Below are 20174 nucleotides of genomic sequence, written 5' to 3'. Positions count from 1 at the left end.
CGGCTCGGCGCAGTCCCGGCGCCGTGGCCGCCCGCGCAAGCTCCGCGAGTCGCCCCTTCCGGCTGCGCGAGTCGCCCGTTTCCCGTGCGCGAGTCGCCCGGTTTGCGCGGGCGAGTCCCCTGACCGGGGCCGCATGTGGCCGGGGCTCAGCGGGGCCGTTCACCGCCGGCCGGTTGCGAACGGGTGCCCGGACCTCCCCGGCCCCGCACGAGGGCGACCACCAGCGCCGCCGCCCAGGCCAGCAGCCACGTGACGAACCGGAACTCGGGCCGGACCGGGTGCAGCTCCCGGCGGTCCGGCCGGACGGTCGGTGCGTCCACATCGGCCGTGGGGGGCCGCGGCGGCGGGCCGGCCCCGCCGCCGCCGTCGTCGTCGGTGAGGTCGGCCCGGCTCACCCGGTTCCGGAACACGTAGAACGTCCAGCCCTGGTACACGAGGATGACGGGCAGCAGCACGCCGAGCACGACGGTCATCACCGCCAGCGCGTAGGGCGACGACGCGGTGGTGGCGATCGTGAGGTCGTTCGCCGCGTCGAGGCTGGAGACCATCACGCGGGGGTAGAGCTCGGAGAAGAGCGACACCACGATGCCCGCCGCCGTGGCGAGGGTGGCGGTGAACGCCGCCACCTCCCGTTCCGCGTGCACCAGCAGCGCGGCGGCGATCACGACGATCGCGGTGGCGAGCTCGATCACCGACAGCAGCGCGCCCCCCTGGTCGAAGCGGGTCAGAGCGACCCAGGCGATGACGAGGAGCGCCACGACGGGCCCGAGGACCTTCGCGATGCGAAGCGCACGCAGGCGCATGTCATCGGTGGTCCGCATCGCGAGGAACACGGCGCCGTGCAGCAGGCAGACCAGCGCGATCGTCACACCGGTCAGCACGGCGTAGGGCCGGAACAGGTCGCCGAACCCGCCGACGAACTCCTCCCGGGCGTCGATCGGGATCCCGCCGAGGAACCCGCCGAGCATGATCCCGAGGCCGAGCGGGGCGACCAGGCTCCCGACGGCCAGTGCCCACGACCAGAGGTTCCGGCTCCGCGCGGTCGCCGCGTGCGACCGGAACTCGAAGGACACCCCGCGCAGGATCAGCGCCACCAGCACGATGAGGATCAGCGGGTAGAAGGCCGAGAGCGCCGTCGCGTACCAGGCGGGGAACGCGGCGAAGGTCCCCGCGATGGCGACGATCAGCCAGACCTCGTTGCCGTCCCACACCGGGCCGATGGTCCGGATGGCGAGCGAGCGGCCCTCCTCGTCGCGGCCCACCAGCCGGTGCAGCATCCCGACCCCGAAGTCGAAGCCCTCCAGCAGCAGGAACCCCGTCCAGACCACGGTCAGGACGATGAACCAGACGATCGCGAGCGTCGTCATCAGGGCTCCCGCTCAGTAGCTCGGCGCGTGGGCCGGCTGCTCGACCTCGGCCGGGGGTGTCTCGGGCTCCAGCTCGCGACGGGCGTAGCGCGCCATCAGCAGCCAGTCGACGACGGCGAGCGCTCCGTAGAGCACGATGAAGACCACCAGGCTGACGACGATCGTGGCCGTGCCCACCGAGGGTGAGACGCCGTCCCGCGTGAGCTGCAGCCCCTGCACGATCCAGGGCTGGCGGCCGTTCTCGGTGAGGACCCAGCCCGCGGTGTTGACCAGGAAGGGCAGCGGCAGGCTCCACAGGGCCGCCCGCAGGAACCACGGCGACGATCCCAGACGGTTCCACCGCCACAGGCCCCAGAGCGCCACCAGGACGATGAGGGTGGCGAGGTAGGCCATCACCCGCATCGCCCAGTACTGGATGAAGACGTTGGGCACGTAGTTCCCGGGTCCGTACTGCTGCTCGTACTGGGCCTGCAGATCGTTCATGCCCACCACCTGGCCGTCCCACGAGTTCGTGGCGAGCAGCGACAGCAGGTGGGGAACCGCGATGATCTTGTCCGGGGTCTGGTCGTTGTTGCCGCCGCCGATCTGGAACATCGAGAACGAGCACGGTTGGCAGGTCTCCCACTGCGCCTCGGCCGCGGCGATCTTCATCGGCTGGAACTCGCCCTCGGTGACCCCGAGCTCGCTGCCGACCAGCAGGTTGAGCACCGTGGCCGGCGCCAGCACCACGAGGGCGAGCCGCGCCGAGCTGCGGAAACCCGGGTCGTCGGGACGGCGGCGCAGGTGCCAGGCCGAGATGGCCAGCATGACGACCGCCGCGGTGACCAGCGACGCGAGCAGCACGTGCAGGTAGCTGCGCAGGAACACGGGGTTGGTCAGCACGGCCCCGATGTCGGTGAGCTGCGCGCGTCCGGTGTCCGGGTTGATCACGTAGCCGACGGGGTTCTGCATCCACGAGTTCGCCGCCATGATGAACGCGGCCGAGAGGACGCCGCCCAGCGCGACCAGCCAGATCGTGGCGAGATGCACCCGCCGGGACAGCCGGTTCCAGCCGAAGATCCACAGTCCGAGGAACACCGACTCGAGGAAGAACGCCGCCAGGCCTTCCATGGCGAGCGGGGCGCCGAACACGTCGCCCACGAACCGCGAGTAGCCCGACCAGTTCATCCCGAACTGGAACTCCTGCACCAGCCCGGTGACCACGCCGACGGCCACGTTGATCACGAGCAGCACGCCGAAGAACCGGGTCAGGCGCAGGTACTCCGGCCGGTCGGTCCGGTACCACTGCGTCTGCAGGAGCGCCACGAGCAGCGCCAGCCCGATCGTGAGCGGCACGAACAGGAAGTGGTAGATCGACGTGCTCGCGAACTGCAACCGGGCCAGGTCGACCGCGTCCACGTCAGTCGCCCGTCAGCGCCGGCCGGCCCCGGTCGAGCGCCTCGTCGAGGGTGATCGCGGCGTCGATCAGGGCGAGGTGGGTGAAGGCCTGCGGGAAGTTGCCGATCTGCTCGCCGGACAGGGCGATCTCCTCGGAGAAGAGCCCCACGTGGTTGGAGTAGGTGAGCATCTTCTCGAACGCGAGCCGGGCGTCGTCCAGCCGGCCCGCCCGCGCGAGCGCGTCGACGAACATGAACGAACAGAGCGAGAACGTGCCTTCCGAGCCCTCCAGCCCGTCGGGTGACGCCTCGGGGTCGTAGCGGTAGACCAGGCTGTCGATGACCAGCTCGTCCTCCATCGCCCGCAGCGTGGAGGCCCACATCGGGTCGTACGGGGAGACGAACCCGACGCTGGACATCCGCAGCAACGACGAGTCGAGCGTCGTGCTGCCGTAGTGCTGGACGAACGCCCCGGACTCCCGGTTCCAGCCCTTCTCCATGATCTGCTCGTAGATCGCGTCGCGCGCCTCGGTCCACCTGATGAGCGGGGCCGGACGCCCGTGCACGGACGCCATCCGGATCCCCCGGTCGAACGCCACCCAGCACATCAGCCGTCCGTAGGTGAAGTCCTGACGCCCCCCGCGGGTCTCCCAGATGCCCTCCTCCGGCTGGTTCCAGTGGTCGGCGAGCCAGTTCAGCAGCTCGCGCACGGCCATCCAGCCGCGGTGCCCGACCTCGAGCCCGCGCCGGTCGGCGAAGTAGATGCTGTCGAGCGCCTCCCCGTAGATGTCGAGCTGGAGCTGGTCGGACGCACCGTTGCCGATCCGGACCGGACGCGAGCCCCGGTAGCCCGACCAGTGCTCCAGGGACTCCTCCTTCAGATCGGAGGACCCGTCGACGCGGTACATGATGTTGAGCGGCCCGCCCTCGCCGCCCACCCGCTCGTCGGCGCGCTCCCGCAGCCACTGGCTGAACTGCGCGGACTCCTCCTTGAACCCGAGCCGGAGCAGCGCATAGACGGAGAAGGACGCGTCGCGCACCCAGGTGTAGCGGTAGTCCCAGTTGCGCTCGCCCCCGATCTGCTCGGGGAGCCCGGTCGTCGGCGCGGCCACCAGCCCCCCGGTCGGGGCGTAGGTCATGAGCTTGAGGGTGATGGCCGAGCGCTGCAGGGTCTCGCGCCAGCGCCCGGTGTAGGTGCAGCGGGAGAGCCAGTTGCGCCAGTACCGGACGGTGTCGTCGTGCATCTGCTGGAACTCGGCCACCCGGATCTCCCGGGGCGGGCCGTCGGCGCCCGACTCCAGCACCACCCCCCGGACGTCGCCGGCCTTCAGGCTGAGCTCGACGTGCATGTCGTTCTCCGCGACGCGGACCTGGGCTATCCGCTCGTCGCCGGGCTCCCGTACGACGTGCAGGGTGAGGGTCAACGTGTCGGTGGCGAAGACCACCCCGTTGTGCGTCACGTCCGTGCGGTGGGCCCGGCGGCCGTAGTCGAAGCGTGGTGCGATGTCGATGTCGAACGTCATCTCGCCCCGGACGCAGCGGATCATCCGGACCAGCTGGTGGTTCGCGGTGGGCACCTTGCCCGCCGGCGGCATGAAGTCGACCACCTCGCCCATCCCGGCAGCGGTGGTGAACCGGGTGATGAGAATGGCGGTGTCGGGGAAGTACAGCTGCCGCGAGTCGTAGTCGGCCCGTGGCCGGATCCGGAAATGCCCCCCCTTCTCGTCGTCGAGGAGGGCGCCGAACACGCTCGGCGAGTCGAACCGGGGACAGCAGAACCAGTCGACGGAGCCGTCCGTGCTGACCAGCGCGGCGGTCTGGAGATCGCCGATCAGGCCGTGGTCGGCGATCGCTGCCTCGGTCATGGCTGCCTCCTGCGGATGGGCCCGGCAGCCCACCGTCGTCACGGCGAGGCGCTCGTGCATCACCCGATATGGAGGAGCGTCCCCGTCGCCCGGTCGAGCCGGCCCGGATTCGGCCGTCCGCACGCCGGTGAACCGGGGGCCGCGCGCACCGTCGGTGGGGTCCGGGTCACACAGGGAAGGTGATGCGCTGCCCCGGTGAGCCGCCGCACGGTGAGCGCGACACGACAGCGTCACCCGAGGAGGCCCGGTGTCCGAGGACCGCCACTACGACGTCATCGTCATCGGCACGGGTGCGGGCGGCGGCACGTTCGCCCACCGGCTCGCCCCCTCGGGCAAGCGGGTCCTGATGCTCGAACGCGGTGGCTACCTGCCGCGGGAGCGGGCGAACTGGGACTCCACCGAGGTCTTCGTGAGAGCCCGGTACCGGGCTCCCGAGATGTGGCTCGACCGCAACGGCCACGAGTTCCCTCCCGAGGTGAACTACTACGTCGGCGGCAACACGAAGTTCTACGGCGCCGCGCTGTTCCGGCTGCGCCCGCAGGACTTCGGCGAGCTGCGCCACTACTCCGGGATCTCACCGGCCTGGCCGATCGACTACGCCGACCTCGAGCCCTACTACACCGAGGCCGAACACCTCTACGAGGTGCACGGGCGCCACGGCGAGGACCCGACGGGCGGGCCGGCGAGCGCCGACTACCTCTTCCCTCCCGTCGCGCACGAGCCCCGGATCCAGCAGCTGTCCGACGACCTCGAGAAGCAGGGACTGCACCCGTTCCACCTCCCGATCGGGGTGCGGCTGACGCAGGATCCCCACGGCGGTGCCGCCCACGGCAGCACGTGCATCCGCTGCGACCGCGTGGACGGGTTCCCGTGCCTGGTCAGGGGGAAGTCCGACGCCGAGGTCATCTGCGTCGATCCCGCGTTGCTCCACGGGGGTGTCGAGCTCCTCACCGGTGCCTACGTGACCCGGCTGGAGACGGACCCGAGCGGCCGCTCGGTCACGGCCGTGGTCACCGAGCTGGACGACGGGGAGAGCGTCCGCTTCAGCGCCGACGTCGTGGTGGTCGCGTGCGGTGCCGTGAACTCCGCCGCCCTGCTGCTGCGCTCGGCCACCGACCGGCATCCCGACGGGCTGGCCAACGGCTCGGGCGTGGTCGGGCGGCACTACATGCGGCACAACAACGTGGCGCTGATGGCGGTGTCGAAGGAGCCGAACCCGACCCGGTTCCAGAAGACCCTCGCCCTGCACGACTGGTACCTCGGCTCGGAGGACTTCGACCACCCGATGGGCGGCATCCAGATGCTCGGCAAGTCCGACGCCGAGCAGGTCCGGGCCAACGCCCCGCGCTGGGCGGGCCGGGTCGCCCCCGAGATGCCCTTCGACGAGCTCGCCCGCCACGCCGTCGACTTCTGGCTCTGCGGCGAGGACCTCCCCCTGCCCGAGAACCGGGTCACCCTCGACGGCGACGGGCGCATCCATCTCGCACTCGACGAGAAGCACAACACGGAAGGGCTGAAACGGCTGCGCCACGAGCTGCAGGGACGGCTCGGCGACCTGGGGATGCACGAGAACCACCTGCTCGACCACAGCATCTACCTGCACAAGGGCATGCCGATCGGGGCCACGGCCCACCAGGCGGGCACCGTCCGGTTCGGCACCGACCCGGCCTCGTCCGCCCTCGACGTCCACTGCCGGGCGCACGAGGTCGACAACCTCTACGTGGTCGACACGAGCTTCTTCCCGAGCATCGGTGCGGTGAACCCGTCCCTGACGGCGATGGCGAACGCCCTGCGCGTCGGTGACCACGTGCTCGAACGTCTCGGCTGACCCGCAGCATCCACCCGACGGACAGGAGCAACGATGGCTACCGACCACGTGGGCGCGCTGGTCATCTTCGGGGCGACCGGTGACCTCGCCAAGCTGGAGACGTTCCCCGCGCTGGTGGGGCTGGTGGACAGGGGGGTGCTCACCGTCCCCGTCATCGGGGTGGCCCGCAGCGGATGGAACCTCGAGCGGTTCCGCGAGTACGCGGCGCAGTCCCTGCGCGACAACGGCATGGATCCGGAGTCACCGTCGGCCAGGACGATGCTCGAACTGCTCCGCTACGTCGACGGGGACCTGGACGACAGCGCCACCTACGACGCGATGTCGCGGGAGATGGGCGGCTGCGGGCAGGCCCTGTTCTACCTCGAGGTACCGCCGGTCCTGTTCGCGCGCATCGCCGAGGGCATCGCGGGGGCCGGGCGCGCCGACGGCGCCCGGGTGATGGTGGAGAAGCCGTTCGGCTCCGACCTGGCGAGCGCCATCGCCCTGGACAAGACGATGCACGACCACTTCCCCGAGGACGCGATCTACCGCGTCGACCACTGGCTGGGACTCGACCCGCTCAACGACGTGCTGGTCGCGCGGTTCGCCAACTCGATGATCGAGCCGCTGCTCAACCGCGACCACGTCGAGAGCATCCAGATCACGATGGCCGAGGCGTTCGACGTGGCCGACCGCGGGCGGTTCTACGACCGCACGGGCGCCATCCGCGACGTCGTGCAGAACCACATGCTGCAGGTGCTCGCCAGCGTCATCGCCGACCCGCCCGACGGGTCGGGCCCCGACTCGTGGCTCGACTCCAAGTCGCGGGTGATCTCGGCACTGCGCCCGCTGACGCCCGCGGACGCCGTCCGTGGCCAGTACGAGGGCTACCACGACGTGGAGGGCGTCGACCCGGCGTCGACGGTGGAGACCTACGTCGCGGTCCGGCTCGCGCTCGACTCGTGGCGCTGGGCGGGGGTGCCGATCCTCATCCGCGCAGGCAAGACGATGCCCGTGACCGCGACGGAGGTCAGCATCCGGTTCCGGCCCGTGCCCTTCGACGTGTTCGGAGTCGGGCGGACGCGACTGAAGAACACGCTGAGGTTCCGGATCTGGCCCAACACGGAGATCGGGCTCGCCCTCGCGGGGAAGAAACCCGGCGCCGGGCGCGAGCCTCAGCTGCAGGATCTCGTGTTCGCCGAGGACAGCGCGTCGGACATGCGCCCCTACGACCGACTCATCGGAGCTGCCCTGAGCGGCAACCGCGTACTGTTCGCCCGCCAGGACACCGTGGAAGCAGCCTGGCGCGTCGTCGACCCCGTGCTGGGCGACATCGTCCCCGTGCACACTTACCAGCGCGGCACGTGGGGGCCGAAGGAGGCCGACGGCCTGCTGCCGAACGGCGACGACTGGCACGACCCGGCGGGGTGACCCGCCGAGCAGGAAAGCGAGGACACCGTGGCAGATGATCTGGATCGGGGCACCGTCCACCGCGTCGTGATCGTCGGGGGCGGCTTCGGCGGGCTCTACGCCGCTCGTGCGCTGCGCCGCGAGGACATCGCCGTGACGATCGTCGACTCCGCACAGCACCACCTGTTCCAGCCGCTGCTCTACCAGGTCGCCACCGGGATCCTCTCCGAGGGCCAGATCGCCGCGCCCCTGCGGGAGGTCTTCAAGGGACGCGACGTCGAGTGCGTGCTGGCCGAGGTCGTCGACGTGGACCCGGCGGCCCGCAGCGTGTTCGCGCTGCGCCCCGGTGGCGAGCCCATGACGCTGCCCTACGACGACCTGATCGTCGCGGCCGGCATGCAGCAGTCGTACTTCGGGCACGACGAGTTCGCGCAGTGGGCGCCCGGGATGAAGACCATCGCCGACGCGCTGGAGATCCGGCGGCGGGTGTTCGGTGCGTTCGAGCTCGCCGAGACCGCGTCGGATCCCGAGGAGCAGCGGCGCTGGCTCACCTTCGCCGTGGTCGGCGCCGGGCCCACCGGGGTGGAGCTGGCCGGACAGATCCGCGAGCTCGCCACCCGCACCCTGCGGTCGGAGTTCCGGCGCATCCGCCCGGAGGACGCCCGCGTCCTGCTGTTCGACGGTGGCAGCGCCCCGCTCGCGTCCTTCGGCAAGGCGTTGTCGGCCAAGGCCGCGGCGGCGCTGCAGGAGATGGGCGTGGAGCTGCACCTCGGCACCCACGTCACCTCCGTGGACGGCCTCGGCCTGGACGTCCAGGACAAGGCCGGGGCGACCACCCGGTACGACGCGGGCACCGTGCTCTGGGCCGCCGGGGTGGAGGCACCGCCGCTGGCCGCGGCCATCGCGGCAGCCACCGGCGCCCAGCGCGACCGGGCCGGGCGCATCCAGGTGAACCCCGACCTCACGATCCCCGGCCACCCCGACATCTCCGTGATCGGGGACATGATGTCCCTCGGCGGGCTGCCCGGCGTGGCCGAGGTCGCGATGCAGGCGGGAACCCACGCCGGGCGCCGGATCCGGCACCGGATCGAGAACCCGGGCGCCCCGGAGGTCGGCCCGTTCCGCTACCACGACCTCGGCTCGGCCGCCTACCTGTCCCGCGGCAACGCGATCGTCTCGGCGGGCCCGGTGCACTTCGCGGGGCTCCCCGGCTGGCTGGCGTGGCTGTTCATCCATCTCGCCTTCCTCACCGGCTACCGAAACCGCTTCAGCGCGGTGATCACGTGGGCCAACGTCTTCATCCGGGACAACCGCCACCAGTGCACGTACACGACGCAGCAGATCGACGAGCTGCGCACCGTCTACGACGCGCCGCCGGGCAAGGACCTGCCGGCCGTCGGGCCGTAACGACCGTGCCCCCCGTGCCTCCATGACCGCACCGACCAGGCGGCTGCTGCGGCACGCCCCGGCCGTCCGCCGGTTCGTCGGGGTGGGGGCGGCGATCGGGGTGGCCACCGCGCTCCTGGTGATCGCGCAGGCCGAGCTGCTCGCGACGACGGTCGCCAGCGGGTTCCTCGGCGGCGCCGGGGTCGCCGAGCTCGCGGCACCGCTCATGGCCCTGTCCGCCGTCGTGCTGGGCCGGGCCGCGCTGAGCTGGGGGGCGGAGGTCGCCGCCCAGCGGGCAGCGGCAGCGGCGGTGACGCAGCTGCGCGCCGCGGTGCTCGACCACGTGCTGCGGCTGGGCCCGCGCCACCCCGGACTCCCCGCCACGGGAGGGCTGGCGACCCTGGCGAGCCGTGGTGTCGACGGCCTCGACGGCTACGTCGGCCGCTACCTCCCCCAGCTGCTCGTCGGCGCCGTGGTGCCGCTCGTCGTCGCCGTCCGGATCCTCACGGCCGACTGGGTCTCGGCGCTGGTCGTGGGCGTCACCGTCCCGCTGATCCCGGTGTTCATGGTGCTCATCGGGCTGCACACGCGGGCAAGGACGGGCCGGCAGTGGCGTGCGCTGGCGGTGCTGGGCCACCACTTCGTCGACGTCGTCGCCGGGCTCGACGTGCTGACCGCGTACGGGCGCGCGCGCCGGCAGGGGCAGCAGATCGGGGCGATGTCCGAGCGGTACCGCGTGGAGACGATGCGGGGCCTGCGGGTGGCGTTCCTGTCGTCGCTCGTGCTGGAACTGCTGGCCACGCTGTCGGTGGCGCTGGTCGCGGTGTCGGTGGGGCTTCGCCTCGTCGGCGGGCAGCTCGACCTGGCGACCGGCCTGCTGGTGATCATCCTGGCGCCCGAGGTGTACCAGCCGTTGCGCGCCGTGGCCGCCCGGTTCCACGACAGCGCCGAGGGTGCGGTCGCGGCGGAGAGCATCCTCGCGGTGCTGGACACGCCGTGCGCGGAGCCGGCACCGGGACGGGCGGAGCCCGCACCCGACCCCGCGGACGGGGCGGTCCGGCTCGACGCGGTGGGGGTGGACGGGCGCTCCGGACCGGTGTTCGACGCGGTGTCGATCACGATCGCTCCCGGCGAGGTGCTCGGCCTCACCGGCCCCAGCGGTGCGGGCAAGTCCACGCTGCTCGACCTGCTGCTGGGCTGGCGGCGGCCGGACCGGGGTGCCGTGACGGTGGCCGGGACCGACCTCGCCGACGTGGACCGGGACGACTGGCTGCGCCGCGTCGCCTGGGTGCCGCAGCGTCCGGTGCTGGTGGAGGGCACGGTGGGGGAGAACCTGCGGCTGGGCGCCCCCGACGCCAGCGACGCCCGGGTGGCCGCCGTCGCCGCGTCCGTCGCGCTGGGCCTGCCACTGGACACCGCGGTGCACGAGCGCGGGCAGGGGCTCTCCACCGGCCAGCAGCGGCGCGTCGCGCTCGCCAGGGCGCTGCTGGCCGACCGCCCGCTGCTCCTGCTCGACGAGCCGACGGAGGGCATCGACGCGGAGTCGGAGGCCGCGCTGCTGGCCGCGCTGCCGGCGGCGCTCGCCGGCCGCACCACGGTGGTGGTGAGCCACCGGCGCGCGGTGCTCGGCCTGTGCGACCGGGTGGTCGCGCTGCCCGGAGCCCCGGCTGCCCCGATCCCGGCAGGCACCGTCCCAGCAGGCACGGAGCCGGCACCCGCGCCCGGACCGGCTCCGGCCCGCCCGCCGGATCCGGAGCCCGCGGCCGCGGGGGTGCCGGACTCACCGGCTGCCGGCCTGCGGGGGCTGCTCGCCGTGGTCCACCCGCACCGGGGCCGGCTCGCCGTCGCGGTGCTCGCGGGCAGCGGGGCGCTGGGGTCCGCGGTCGCGCTCGCGGCCACCTCGGCGTACCTGATCTCGGCCGCGGCACTGCAGCCGCCGGTGCTGACGCTCATCGTGGCGATCGTCGCGGTGCGGACGTTCGGGCTGGCCAAGGGCCTTCTCCGCTACGCCGAGCGGCTGGCGTCGCACGACGTCGCCCTGCGGGTGCTCGCGGTGCTGCGGGTCCGGCTGTGGGACGCGCTCGTCCGGCTGGGACCGGCCGTGAGCGGGCGGCTGCGGTCGGGCGAGCTGCTGGCCCGGATGGTCGGCGACGTCGACGCCCAGCAGGACGTGCTGGTCCGGGCACTGGTGCCGGCGGCGTCCGCCGCGGTGGTGGGAGCCGGCACCGTCACCCTGCTCGCCGTACTGCTCCCGGAGGCGGGCGTCGTGCTCGCGGCGGGCCTGGTCCTTGCCGGCGTCGTCGCCCCGGCTCTCACCGTGTCGCTCGCCCGGCGGGCGGCCCGGCGCACCGCGGCGGCCCGGGGCGCGGTCGTCGGCGCGGTGGTCGAACTGCTGGACGGGAGCCCCGACCTGCTCGCATTCGGCGCCGCCGGCGACCGCCGCCGCACGCTGGCCACCCTCGACGGTCGGCTGCTCGCGCTGCACCGGCGCGCGGCCACGGCCACCGGCCTCGGCGTCGCGCTCACGGTGCTGGCCGTCGGGGGTGCCACCGTGCTGTGCACGGCGCTCGGCGTGGCGGCGGTGCGGGCGGGCGTGCTCCCCGGCACGGCGCTGGCGGTGCTGGCGCTGACCCCGCTGGCCACCGCCGAGCTGGTCGCGGCGCTGCCGGACGCCGCGCAGCGGCTCGCGACCGCGCTGCCGGCGGCACGTCGGCTCGCCGAGCTGGAGCGGGCGCCCGCTGCCGTGTCCGAACCGGACCGCCCACGTGCGGTGCCGCCGGGGCAGCGGCTGGACACCCGCGCGCTCTCCGTCCGGTGGCCGGGCTCCGACCGGGACGCGGTGGCCGGCCTGGACCTGCGCCTCCCCGCGGGCGAGCGGCTCGTCCTCACCGGCCCGACGGGCAGCGGCAAGACCACGGTGCTGGCCGCGCTCCTGCGCACCCTCGAACCGTGGGCCGGCGCCGTGCACCTCGACGGGATCGACACCCGCGAGGTACTCGGGGACGACCTGCGCGCCCGGATCGCGTGGTGCGGCCCCGCCACGCACCTGTTCGACAGCACCCTGCGGCAGAACCTCCTGCTCGCCCGCCCGGAGGCAGGCGATGACGAGATCGTCCACGCGCTTCGCCGTGCGGGGCTCGGCAAGTGGCTGGCCTGCCTGCCCGAGGGGATGGAGACCGCGGTCGGCAGGCACGGTGGTGCCGTCTCCGGCGGCGAGCGACAACGCATCGGTCTCGCGCGGGCGCTGCTCGCCGACCGGCCGGTGCTGCTGCTGGACGAGCCGACGGCCCACCTCGACGCCGTCACCGCGGCGCACGTGTGCGCCGACCTGCTGCGGGTGACCACCGGACGTACGGCGCTCGTGGTCACCCACCGCCCCGAGGAGCTACCGGGGCTCCCGCGGGTGAGCCTCTCGGCCCCGGCGCCCCGCAGGGACGCACCTCCCGCGGTCAGCGAGCGGACGTGACCGGCCCGGGGCCTCGCCGCGCCGTGCTCGGATGTCAGCCGCGCTTCGATCGCGGGGAGTAGGACGAGCGCTCCGCGTCGCTCCAGGCGCCTGCCCCCGCCCCCACTGCCGCCTTCGCCTGCTGCCACTTCAGGTTCGCGAGCTCCTGGGGGGTCAGGTCGGCGCGGCGGTACCAGCGGCTGCTCGCGGTCAGCACCGCGACGCCACCCATCACGGCACCGGCCAGTCCGGCCAGGGCCGCGACGGCGAACGCCACCCCGGCGCCGATCACCAGCCTGCGGTCGAGGTCCTCGAGCGACGGGTCGGTCCGACGGTCGGTCATCTCTTGCTGCCTGGCTCGGCACGGTCACGACGTGCGGCAGACCCGCCCCGCCGGCGGGAGCGTCGCAACGTCGCCGGTAGGTCCACATCACCCGGCGGGGATGACCGGCACGGCTGACCGGGTGCCGGCGCCGCCCGGCGCCGGCACCGCATCCCACTTACGATCACGCCGGCCGGAGCGGTGCCGGCCGCTGATGACAGGGGGCCGGCGATGACGCAGGACGCGGCAGCGGACACGATCGACGACGGCTCCGGCAACCGGGTCGACCGGCGCAACCTGCGCACCGCGGCGTGGGGCGGGCTCATCGGGACCGCGCTGGAGCAGTACGACTTCGTCATCTACGGCACCGCCACCGCCCTCGTCTTCAACCGCATTTTCTTCCCCGACGCGGATCCGGCGGTCGGCGTCATCGCGGGGTTCGCCACCTACGCGGTCGGCTTCCTCGCCCGGCCACTGGGCGGACTGTTCTTCTCGCGCTACGGCGACCGGCTCGGCCGCAAGTTCGTGCTCGTCGCCACGCTGTTCCTGATGGGCATCTCGACGTTCCTCATCGGTGCTCTGCCGAGCTACGAGCAGGTCGGGGTGCTCGCGCCCGCGCTGCTGGTCCTGCTGCGGCTGTTCCAGGGGTTCGGAGCGGGGGCCGAGCAGGCGGGCGGTGTGGTGCTGCTCGCCGAGACCGCCCCCCGCGAGCGTCGCGGCCGGTACGCCTCGCTCGTGTTCGTTGGCGCCTCGGCGGGCACCGCGCTCGGTGCCGTGGTCTGGATCCTCGTGCAGCTGATGCCCGACGAGCAGCTACTCGCCTGGGGATGGCGGATCGTGTTCTTCTCGAGCGCGTTCGTGACCCTCGCCGCGTACGTCCTGCGCCGGAAGCTGCGCGACGCCCCCGTCTTCGAGCAGGCGAAACGGGAGCAGGAGCAGGAGCGCGACGTCCTCGACTCGCCGATCAGAAGCGTGTTCACCGTCGGGCGCCGCCCGTTCTTCCGCACCTTCGCACTGAACATCGGCGGCAACACGCAGTCGTACGTGTTCCAGGTCTTCATCGGCAGCTACCTGATCCAGACCGTCGGGGTGGACTCGCGGCTGGTGCCGCAGGCGCTGCTCGTGGGAGCGCTCTTCGGCTGCGTGTCGGCGTTCGTCACCGGCGTGCTCACCGACCGGTTCGGCCGCCGGCCGGTCATCATCGCGGTGGCCGCGTTCCTCGTGGTGTTCCCGGCGCCGGCGTTCCTGCTGCTGGACACCGGCAACCCCGCACTCGTCGTGATCGTGATCGTGATCGGCTTCGTCTTCGCCGCGTACGGCACCGTGGGCTCGCAGGCCGCCGCGTTCGCCGAGCTCTCGGGCTCGCGCTACCGCTACGCGGGCGTCGCGCTCGGGCGCGAGTTCTCGGCGGTGCTCGGCGGCGGCATCGCGCCGCTGCTGTCGGGGGTGCTCGTGCAGCTGTTCGCGGGGTGGATCGGGGTCGTGGTCTACATGACGGCGATCATGCTGGTCACCCTCGTCACCGCGATCCGGATGCCGGAGACCCGCGGCCGCGACCTGCGGCTCGAAGCGGACGCCTGAGGGCCCACGGTCACGAGGTGCAGTGCTGCCCGGAGTTGAGGCAGTCGACGACCTTCGCCATGAGCGCGTCCGTCATGACGTTCACGTATCCGGCGTGGTCGCTGATGGGGCTGCGCAGCTCCTCGGGGAACGAGTCGACGGCGTACTGGGCGCCCGGCGGGACCGTGTAGGCCACCTCGATGTGCAGTTGCGGCACCGGGAACGTCCCGCCCTGACAGAGCCCGGACGGCCCGGGGTACAGCAGGTGGGAGTGGTGGTCGCGGCTGTCGAGGGTCTTGCCGTTCCAGCAGCTGGGGAAGTCGAAGATGCGCACCACCTGCTGGCCCGCCGGGCACAGCGGGTACTGCCGGGTGACGCGCTCCCGGTCCCCGGAACAGCTCCACTGCACGTGCTCCGTGTCGGCCCCGCCTGCGGTCAGCCCGTGCGGGTTGCCCTCGAGCACCCGCAGGAAGCGCGGCATCGGCACGACGTTGCTCACCGGGCTGCCGCGGAACTCCACGAGTACCGAGTCCGGGATCCGCACGCGCAGGTTGTCGCCGTTGGTGGCGGTTGCCGCCGAGCCGTCGGACACCAGCAGAACCGGCCAGAAGAACGTCGAGCGGTCGCCGTCGGCGCACGTCGTGGCCGCGGCCGCGAGGCTGTCGTCGGTGGAGAACGCGTTCGTGGAGACGTTGCCGACGTAGTCGTGGGCATGGTGAGCGCCCCCGGACTCGCCAGGGCTGGTGATCAGGTTGTCGGCGTTGCGGATGCCCTGCTGGTTGCGGCCGCAGTCCTCGCTGAACGTGCCGGCCGACCCCGTGCTCGCGGCCGCGGGCGAGGGTGGCGCGGGTGCCACGTCGGCGATCTGCACGAAGTCCGCGGCGACGGGCCCCTCGTGGTCGCCGTGGCCCCCGCCACCGCCACCGACGTCGCAGGAGACCAGGGCCGCCCAGAGGACCACGACGACCGCGATGACCACGTACCCGGTCCACTCGGAACGGACCGGCCTGCCCCCCGAACCGATCACCACGCCCCCTTCCCGTGTCTGCGGGCCCCGATGGTGCGGACCGCATGATCACTGGCTCCGAGGTTAGGCCTCTGCTGCGGGGGCCGTCGGCGCGGTCGTGATCATCACAGGGATCCGTAATGGCCAACCGGTCGCGGCCGGCCGGCTCCCGGGCGGCCCGGTGGACGGCGACAACCGCTCTAGCAGCAGGTGCAGCCGGGCGCGCCGCCGCAACCGCGCTCGTGCATCGCGCCGCGGGCGTCGCTCCCCTCGACGGCGTTGCTCTCGTCACTCAGCAGGACGGGCGGGCAGCACGTCTCGCCACGCAACGCCTCGCGACCCTCCCGGACGGCGACGACGGCCAGGCCGAGCGCGACGGCCGGATCGGCCCACCACCAGCCGAGCACCGCGTTGAGCACGAGCCCGACGAGGACGCCGGCCGACAGGTAGGTGCACAGCAGTGTCTGCTTCGAGTCGGCCACCGCGCTGGCCGAGCCGAACTCTCGCCCGGCGCGCCGCTGGGCCCACGACAGCGCCGGCATGATCACCACGCTGACCGCGACCAGCACGATACCGACGGTGGAGTGCCCCGGCCGGTCACCACCGATGAGCGTGCGCAGTGCCTCCACGGTCACGTAGGCGGCGAGCGCGAAGAACGAGCAGGCGATGACCCGCAGCGTGACCCGCTCCCGGCGCTCGGGGTCCGGCGCCGCGAACTGCCACGCCACCGCGGCCGCGGAGCCGACCTCGATGACCGAGTCCAGGCCGAAGCCGACGAGCGCGACCGACGAGACGATGGTCCCCGCGGTGACCGCGACGACCGCCTCGACGACGTTGTAGGTGATCGTCGCGGCGACGAGCAGCCGGATCCGGCGGCGCAGGACGGCCCGGCGGTCCGGGGCGACGGCCGGGCGGCTCACGGCGCCACCTCGGCCGGATCGCCGTAGACCGGGCAGAGCGCCACCGCGTCGCCGCTCTCGGTCAGCAGCCGCTCCGCGCTGCGCAGCAGGTCGATCAGCTCCGGGCGCGTCAGGGAGTAGAACGACTGCCGACCCTCGGTGCGGAAGTCCACCAGCCGGCAGTCCCGCAGGCACGCGATGTGCTTCGAGACGGTCGACTGGGCCAGGCCGAGCACGCGCGTCAGGTCGACGACCCGGGCCTCTCCCTCGGCGAGCCGCCGCACGATGGCCAGCCGCGCCGGATCGCCCAGCGACCGGAACAGCGCCACGGCCGGCGTCAGGTCGTTCCCGCAACAATCCATCGCCACGCGGCGATGCTAGCGCCGCGTGGCGATGATCGGAAGGCGGGCGGTCACGAAGTCAGGCGGCGACGAGGCCGACCCAGTAGGGCCAGAAGGCGTTCGCGATCATCGCGGCGATGACGAGGAACCAGGCGGCGAGAACCGTCGAGTGGTAGCGGGCCAGGCCGGCGGTGGCCCCCCGCCACCGGTCCGGGACCGGCAGCCGCCCCGCCGAGAGGTTGTGCAGCGTGAGGTACCAGAAGGTGGCGATCGTGACGACCCACACCGCCATGCAGTAGGGACACAGTGCCCCGATGCGGTAGAGGCTCGCCGCGATCAGCCAGTGCACGAACACCACCCCGGCCGTGGCGCCGCCCTGCAGCGCCAGCCAGTACCAGCGCGGGAGCGCCGCGCCGGTGAGGACGACGACGCCGGTGGTGGCGACGACGGGGAACGCGACCAGCCCGATGAGCGGGTTGGGGAACCCGAGCAGCTCGGCCTGCGGTGACGCCATCACGGGCCCACAGGACAGCAGCGGGCTGATCGAGCAGCTCGGCACGTACGCCGGGTCCTTCAGCAGCGCGATCCGGTCGAGGATCAGGGCGAGCGCCGCGACCGCGCCCACCGTCCCGCCGACGGCGAGGACCCACCCGGTCGCCCGGCCGAGGAACCGGGCGTGCGGCTCGGCGGCCGTGGACGGCGCGCTCGGCCCGGGAGGACCCCCGCCGGCGGGAACCGCAGTCGGTGCCGCCATCGTCACGCCGCCTCGGTCAGGGCGCGGTCGATGGCTGCGCGCAGGTCGTCGGTCGTGCGGGGTTCGAGGCGGGTGCCGTTGACGAAGAACGTCGGGGTGCCCTCCACCCCGAGGGCGATGCCGTCCTTCTGGTCGGAGCGGACCCGCTCCAGGGTGGCGGGCTCGGCGACGGTCCGGTCGTACGCGCCCATGTCCAGGCCGAGGTCCTCGGCGAAGCCCCGGAAGACGCCGGCCTGCGACTCCCGCTGCTCGCCCCACTCGGGCTGGGTCCGGTACATCCGCTGGTACATCGCTTCCAGCCGGCCCTGCCGGGCAGCGGCCTCCACCGCGACGGCGGCGTTCTCGGCGTTGGCGTGGCTGGGGATCGGGAAGTAGCGCAGCACGAAGCTCACCCGGCCCGCGTACTCCTCCCGCAGCTGCTCGACGGCGGGGAACACGGCGCGGCAGGCTTCGCACTCGAAGTCGAGGAACTCCACGAAGGTGACCTTGCCGTCGGGAGCGGTGGACAGCAGGTGGCTGTCGGGGCGGACCAGTAGCTCGGCCGGGGCCACGGCCCCGGGCGCGGCCACCGGGGCCGCGTCGTCGGCGGGGGCGGTCGGCCCGGACAGGGTCAGCGCCACCACGAAACCGATCGTCGCGGCGACGACGAGCCCGACCGTCAGTACCACGTTTCTGTTCATGAGCTGGGTCTTCCTCGGGGTTCGAAGGGAGTCGAGGACGTGGGCCGGCATCCGTCCGGCACGCGTCGGGAGGAGCCGGTCGACGGCTCCGGGGGAGTGGCGGCGTGGTCGCAGCGGCGACGCAGCGCTACTCCGACGGCTGATCAGACGCGGACGATGCCCAGCGACTGCAACAGGTGACGGCCGACCGGTGCGCGTCGGCGCGCCCACGGGGGACCGTCCGGACCGCGCCGGGACGACGGGGCGACGAGGAGGCCGACGAGCAGCACGGCCACCGCGGCACCCACGGCGAGCACGCCGCGGTCGCGGGGTGCCAGGCGCTGCGCCGCGCCGACGACACCGTGTGCGGGCCCGCAGAGCACGTCGTGGGCCGGTGCGCCGTGCTGGCACGCGGCGGTCGGCGCCGCCGGGGCGGGGCCGGGGTCGGACGAGGACAGCGCCGCGCCGATACCGCCCTGGACGAGCAGCAGGAGTGCGAGCACGAGGCGGACGGTCCACCGGGCCGAGAGCGCGGGCCCTCGGCGGCTGGGTCTCACGTCGGCGGTGCTCACAGTGGCGGCGACGGTAGCAAGGCGCCTGCGCTCCCGATCGGGGGACCGGTGCAGGGGCCCGGGCCCCGGTTGCAGCAAAGCCACGTTCATGCAACGAGGTGGCATGAACGTGGCTTTGCTGCAGTTCCGGAAAGCGGTGGAGCGGCTAGTTGCCGGCGTTGTTGCGGTCCAGCTCGGCTGCCTGCTCCTTGGCGTCGGGAACCGGCTGGTCCGGCGAGTCCGTGGCCGGGGCGCCCGGCGCGTGGATGACCGAGGGGTCGCGCCGGGCCTTGATCAGGCTCGCGATGGTGGTGATGACCAGCACGCCGATGATCACGCTGAGCGAGAGCTCGATGCCGACCGTGGGGACGGGCACCGGCTCGCCGCCGTTGATGAACGGCAGGTTGTTCTCGTGGAGTGCCTCGAGCACCAGCTTCACACCGATGAAGGCGAGGATCACCGACAGCCCGTAGGACAGGTAGACCAGCCGGCTGAGGAGCCCGCCGAGCAGGAAGAACAGCTGTCGTAGACCCATCAGCGCGAACGCGTTGGCGGTGAAGACGAGGTAAGGCTCCTGCGTGAGGCCGAAGATGGCGGGGATCGAGTCGAGCGCGAACAGCAGGTCGGTGAAGCCGATCGCCAGCATCACCATGAGCATCGGCGTGACCAGGCGCTTGCCGTTGATCCGGGTGAACAGCTTGGTGCCGTGGAAGTCGTCGCTGACCGGCAGGTACTTGCGCAGCAGCCGCACCGGTGCTGGCTCGCCGCCCTCGTGCTCGGTGCCCTGCCGAGCGAGGTTGACGGCCGTGACCACGAGGATGACCGCGAACAGGTAGAACACCCAGCTGAACGCCGCGATCGCGGCGGCCCCGATGGCGATGAAGATGCCGCGCATCACCAGCGCGATCACGATGCCCACGAGCAGCACGCGGTGCTGGTGCTCCGACGGCACGCTGAACGCGGCCATGATCACGACGAACACGAAGAGGTTGTCCACCGACAGCGAGTACTCGGTGATGTACCCGGCGAAGAACTCGCCGGCGTAGCCGCCTCCCGCGAAGAACCAGATCCCGACGCCGAATACCACCGCGAGCGCCACGTAGAAGAGCACCCAGCGGGTGGCCTCCCGGATCGTGACGGTGTGCGGTTTGTGGTCGACCAGGAAGAGGTCGGCGATGATGATCGCCAACAGGCCGCCGATGGTGGCGAACCACAGCCAGGTGGGCACGTTCACAGGTGGAACCTCCGGATGTCTCGGGCAACACGAAGCGGCCCGAGGTCTCTCCCACCAGCCCGAGGAGCGTATACAGGCTGATCGATGGCGCCGGGGACCGACAGGCGATCGGTTCCGTGCTGACGACGCCACCGCTGACGGGATACTCCCCTGCGGTGCGGTGCTATCGAACCATGTTACGGGCTCAGGACC

Annotated in this window: 15 protein-coding genes and 1 pseudogene; 5 read left to right on the top strand and 11 right to left on the bottom strand. The window is 72.6% G+C overall.

Translation table 11 applies throughout. The features are described 5' to 3' along the window. Positions 1-146: 146 nt before the first annotated feature. Genes cydB through HF577_RS10800 form a run of 3 tightly spaced genes read right to left on the bottom strand, consistent with a single transcriptional unit; the run spans position 147 to position 4608 of the window. Positions 147-1367, bottom strand: a complete 1221-nt coding sequence (gene cydB / locus HF577_RS10810; RefSeq protein ID WP_169395648.1) for a cytochrome d ubiquinol oxidase subunit II — start codon at positions 1365-1367, stop codon at positions 147-149. 12 nt (positions 1368-1379) lie between these two features. Continuing rightward, positions 1380-2765 (bottom strand): cytochrome ubiquinol oxidase subunit I, encoded by a 1386-nt coding sequence (locus HF577_RS10805; protein ID WP_169395647.1) that lies wholly within the window; start codon positions 2763-2765, stop codon positions 1380-1382. Position 2766: 1 nt separating this feature from the next. After that, positions 2767-4608 carry a glycoside hydrolase family 15 protein gene (locus tag HF577_RS10800; protein WP_169395646.1) on the bottom strand — a complete coding sequence of 614 codons (1842 nt, stop codon included), beginning with the start codon at positions 4606-4608 and terminating at the stop codon, positions 2767-2769. A gap of 247 nt (positions 4609-4855) precedes the next feature. On the opposite strand from HF577_RS10800, the gene HF577_RS39670 reads away from it, so the two are divergent. Genes HF577_RS39670 through cydD form a run of 4 tightly spaced genes read left to right on the top strand, consistent with a single transcriptional unit; the run spans position 4856 to position 12677 of the window. Further along, positions 4856-6436, top strand: a complete 1581-nt coding sequence (locus HF577_RS39670) for a GMC oxidoreductase (RefSeq protein ID WP_169395645.1) — start codon at positions 4856-4858, stop codon at positions 6434-6436. Positions 6437-6469: 33 nt separating this feature from the next. Beyond that, the gene (zwf, locus tag HF577_RS10790) at positions 6470-7846 is read left to right on the top strand and encodes a glucose-6-phosphate dehydrogenase (RefSeq protein ID WP_169395644.1); all 1377 of its coding nucleotides are present in this window, start codon (positions 6470-6472) and stop codon (positions 7844-7846) included. A 27-nt stretch (positions 7847-7873) separates the two neighbouring features. Beyond that, positions 7874-9232 carry an NAD(P)/FAD-dependent oxidoreductase gene (locus HF577_RS10785; RefSeq protein ID WP_211174080.1) on the top strand — a complete coding sequence of 453 codons (1359 nt, stop codon included), beginning with the start codon at positions 7874-7876 and terminating at the stop codon, positions 9230-9232. Between the two features lie 22 nt (positions 9233-9254). Continuing rightward, positions 9255-12677 carry a thiol reductant ABC exporter subunit CydD gene (gene cydD, locus HF577_RS39195; protein WP_169395643.1) on the top strand — a complete coding sequence of 1141 codons (3423 nt, stop codon included), beginning with the start codon at positions 9255-9257 and terminating at the stop codon, positions 12675-12677. 34 nt (positions 12678-12711) lie between these two features. Here the strand turns inward: cydD and HF577_RS10775 are convergent, their stop codons facing one another. Continuing rightward, on the bottom strand, positions 12712-12999 hold the full coding sequence (locus HF577_RS10775; RefSeq protein ID WP_169395642.1) for a hypothetical protein: 288 nt from the start codon (positions 12997-12999) through the stop codon (positions 12712-12714). 210 nt (positions 13000-13209) lie between these two features. Between HF577_RS10775 and HF577_RS10770 the strand changes: the two genes are divergently transcribed. Next, positions 13210-14559 carry an MFS transporter gene (locus HF577_RS10770; protein WP_169395641.1) on the top strand — a complete coding sequence of 450 codons (1350 nt, stop codon included), beginning with the start codon at positions 13210-13212 and terminating at the stop codon, positions 14557-14559. A 10-nt stretch (positions 14560-14569) separates the two neighbouring features. Here HF577_RS10770 and HF577_RS10765 read toward each other — a convergent pair whose 3' ends face one another. The 7 genes and pseudogenes from HF577_RS10765 to HF577_RS10735 all read right to left on the bottom strand — a co-directional run bounded on the left by HF577_RS10765 (position 14570) and on the right by HF577_RS10735 (position 19982). Next, complete coding sequence (locus tag HF577_RS10765; protein ID WP_169395640.1) at positions 14570-15568, bottom strand: DUF1996 domain-containing protein; 999 nt, start codon at positions 15566-15568, stop codon at positions 14570-14572. Positions 15569-15852: 284 nt separating this feature from the next. Beyond that, positions 15853-16464, bottom strand: a pseudogene (locus HF577_RS10760) (cation transporter); the annotation flags it as partial. Next, positions 16461-16805, bottom strand: coding sequence for an ArsR/SmtB family transcription factor (locus HF577_RS10755; RefSeq protein WP_169395670.1), 345 nt, complete (start codon positions 16803-16805; stop codon positions 16461-16463). The pseudogene HF577_RS10760 and the gene HF577_RS10755, both read right to left, overlap by 4 nt. Positions 16806-16863: 58 nt before the next feature. Next, a complete protein-coding gene (locus HF577_RS10750) occupies positions 16864-17538 on the bottom strand; it encodes a vitamin K epoxide reductase family protein (protein WP_169395638.1) in 675 nt (224 codons plus the stop codon). Between the two features lie 2 nt (positions 17539-17540). Further along, the gene (locus HF577_RS10745; RefSeq protein WP_169395637.1) at positions 17541-18218 is read right to left on the bottom strand and encodes a DsbA family protein; all 678 of its coding nucleotides are present in this window, start codon (positions 18216-18218) and stop codon (positions 17541-17543) included. 143 nt (positions 18219-18361) lie between these two features. Continuing rightward, positions 18362-18769 carry a hypothetical protein gene (locus HF577_RS10740; protein WP_169395636.1) on the bottom strand — a complete coding sequence of 136 codons (408 nt, stop codon included), beginning with the start codon at positions 18767-18769 and terminating at the stop codon, positions 18362-18364. 145 nt (positions 18770-18914) lie between these two features. Continuing rightward, positions 18915-19982: a TerC family protein gene (locus HF577_RS10735; protein WP_169395635.1), complete on the bottom strand. Its 1068-nt coding sequence runs from the start codon at positions 19980-19982 to the stop codon at positions 18915-18917. Positions 19983-20174: the final 192 nt, after the last annotated feature.

This window comes from Pseudonocardia xinjiangensis (assembly GCF_012911925.1).
Lineage (GTDB): Bacteria > Actinomycetota > Actinomycetes > Mycobacteriales > Pseudonocardiaceae > Pseudonocardia > Pseudonocardia xinjiangensis.
The sequence above is the reverse complement of the archived record's forward strand: the minus strand, read 5'-3'. Positions and strand labels throughout refer to the sequence as shown.

What these genes read in the sequence shown, in the direction of transcription:
- zwf (WP_169395644.1), top strand. Translation starts at nt 6,470, where the DNA reads ATGGCTACCGACCACGTGGGCGCGCTGGTCATCTTCGGGGCGACCGGT.
- HF577_RS10745 (WP_169395637.1), bottom strand. Translation starts at nt 18,218, where the DNA reads ATGAACAGAAACGTGGTACTGACGGTCGGGCTCGTCGTCGCCGCGACG.
- HF577_RS10800 (WP_169395646.1), bottom strand. Translation starts at nt 4,608, where the DNA reads ATGACCGAGGCAGCGATCGCCGACCACGGCCTGATCGGCGATCTCCAG.
- HF577_RS10770 (WP_169395641.1), top strand. Translation starts at nt 13,210, where the DNA reads ATGACGCAGGACGCGGCAGCGGACACGATCGACGACGGCTCCGGCAAC.
- cydD (WP_169395643.1), top strand. Translation starts at nt 9,255, where the DNA reads ATGACCGCACCGACCAGGCGGCTGCTGCGGCACGCCCCGGCCGTCCGC.
- HF577_RS10750 (WP_169395638.1), bottom strand. Translation starts at nt 17,538, where the DNA reads ATGGCGGCACCGACTGCGGTTCCCGCCGGCGGGGGTCCTCCCGGGCCG.
- HF577_RS10775 (WP_169395642.1), bottom strand. Translation starts at nt 12,999, where the DNA reads ATGACCGACCGTCGGACCGACCCGTCGCTCGAGGACCTCGACCGCAGG.
- HF577_RS10755 (WP_169395670.1), bottom strand. Translation starts at nt 16,805, where the DNA reads ATGGATTGTTGCGGGAACGACCTGACGCCGGCCGTGGCGCTGTTCCGG.
- cydB (WP_169395648.1), bottom strand. Translation starts at nt 1,367, where the DNA reads ATGACGACGCTCGCGATCGTCTGGTTCATCGTCCTGACCGTGGTCTGG.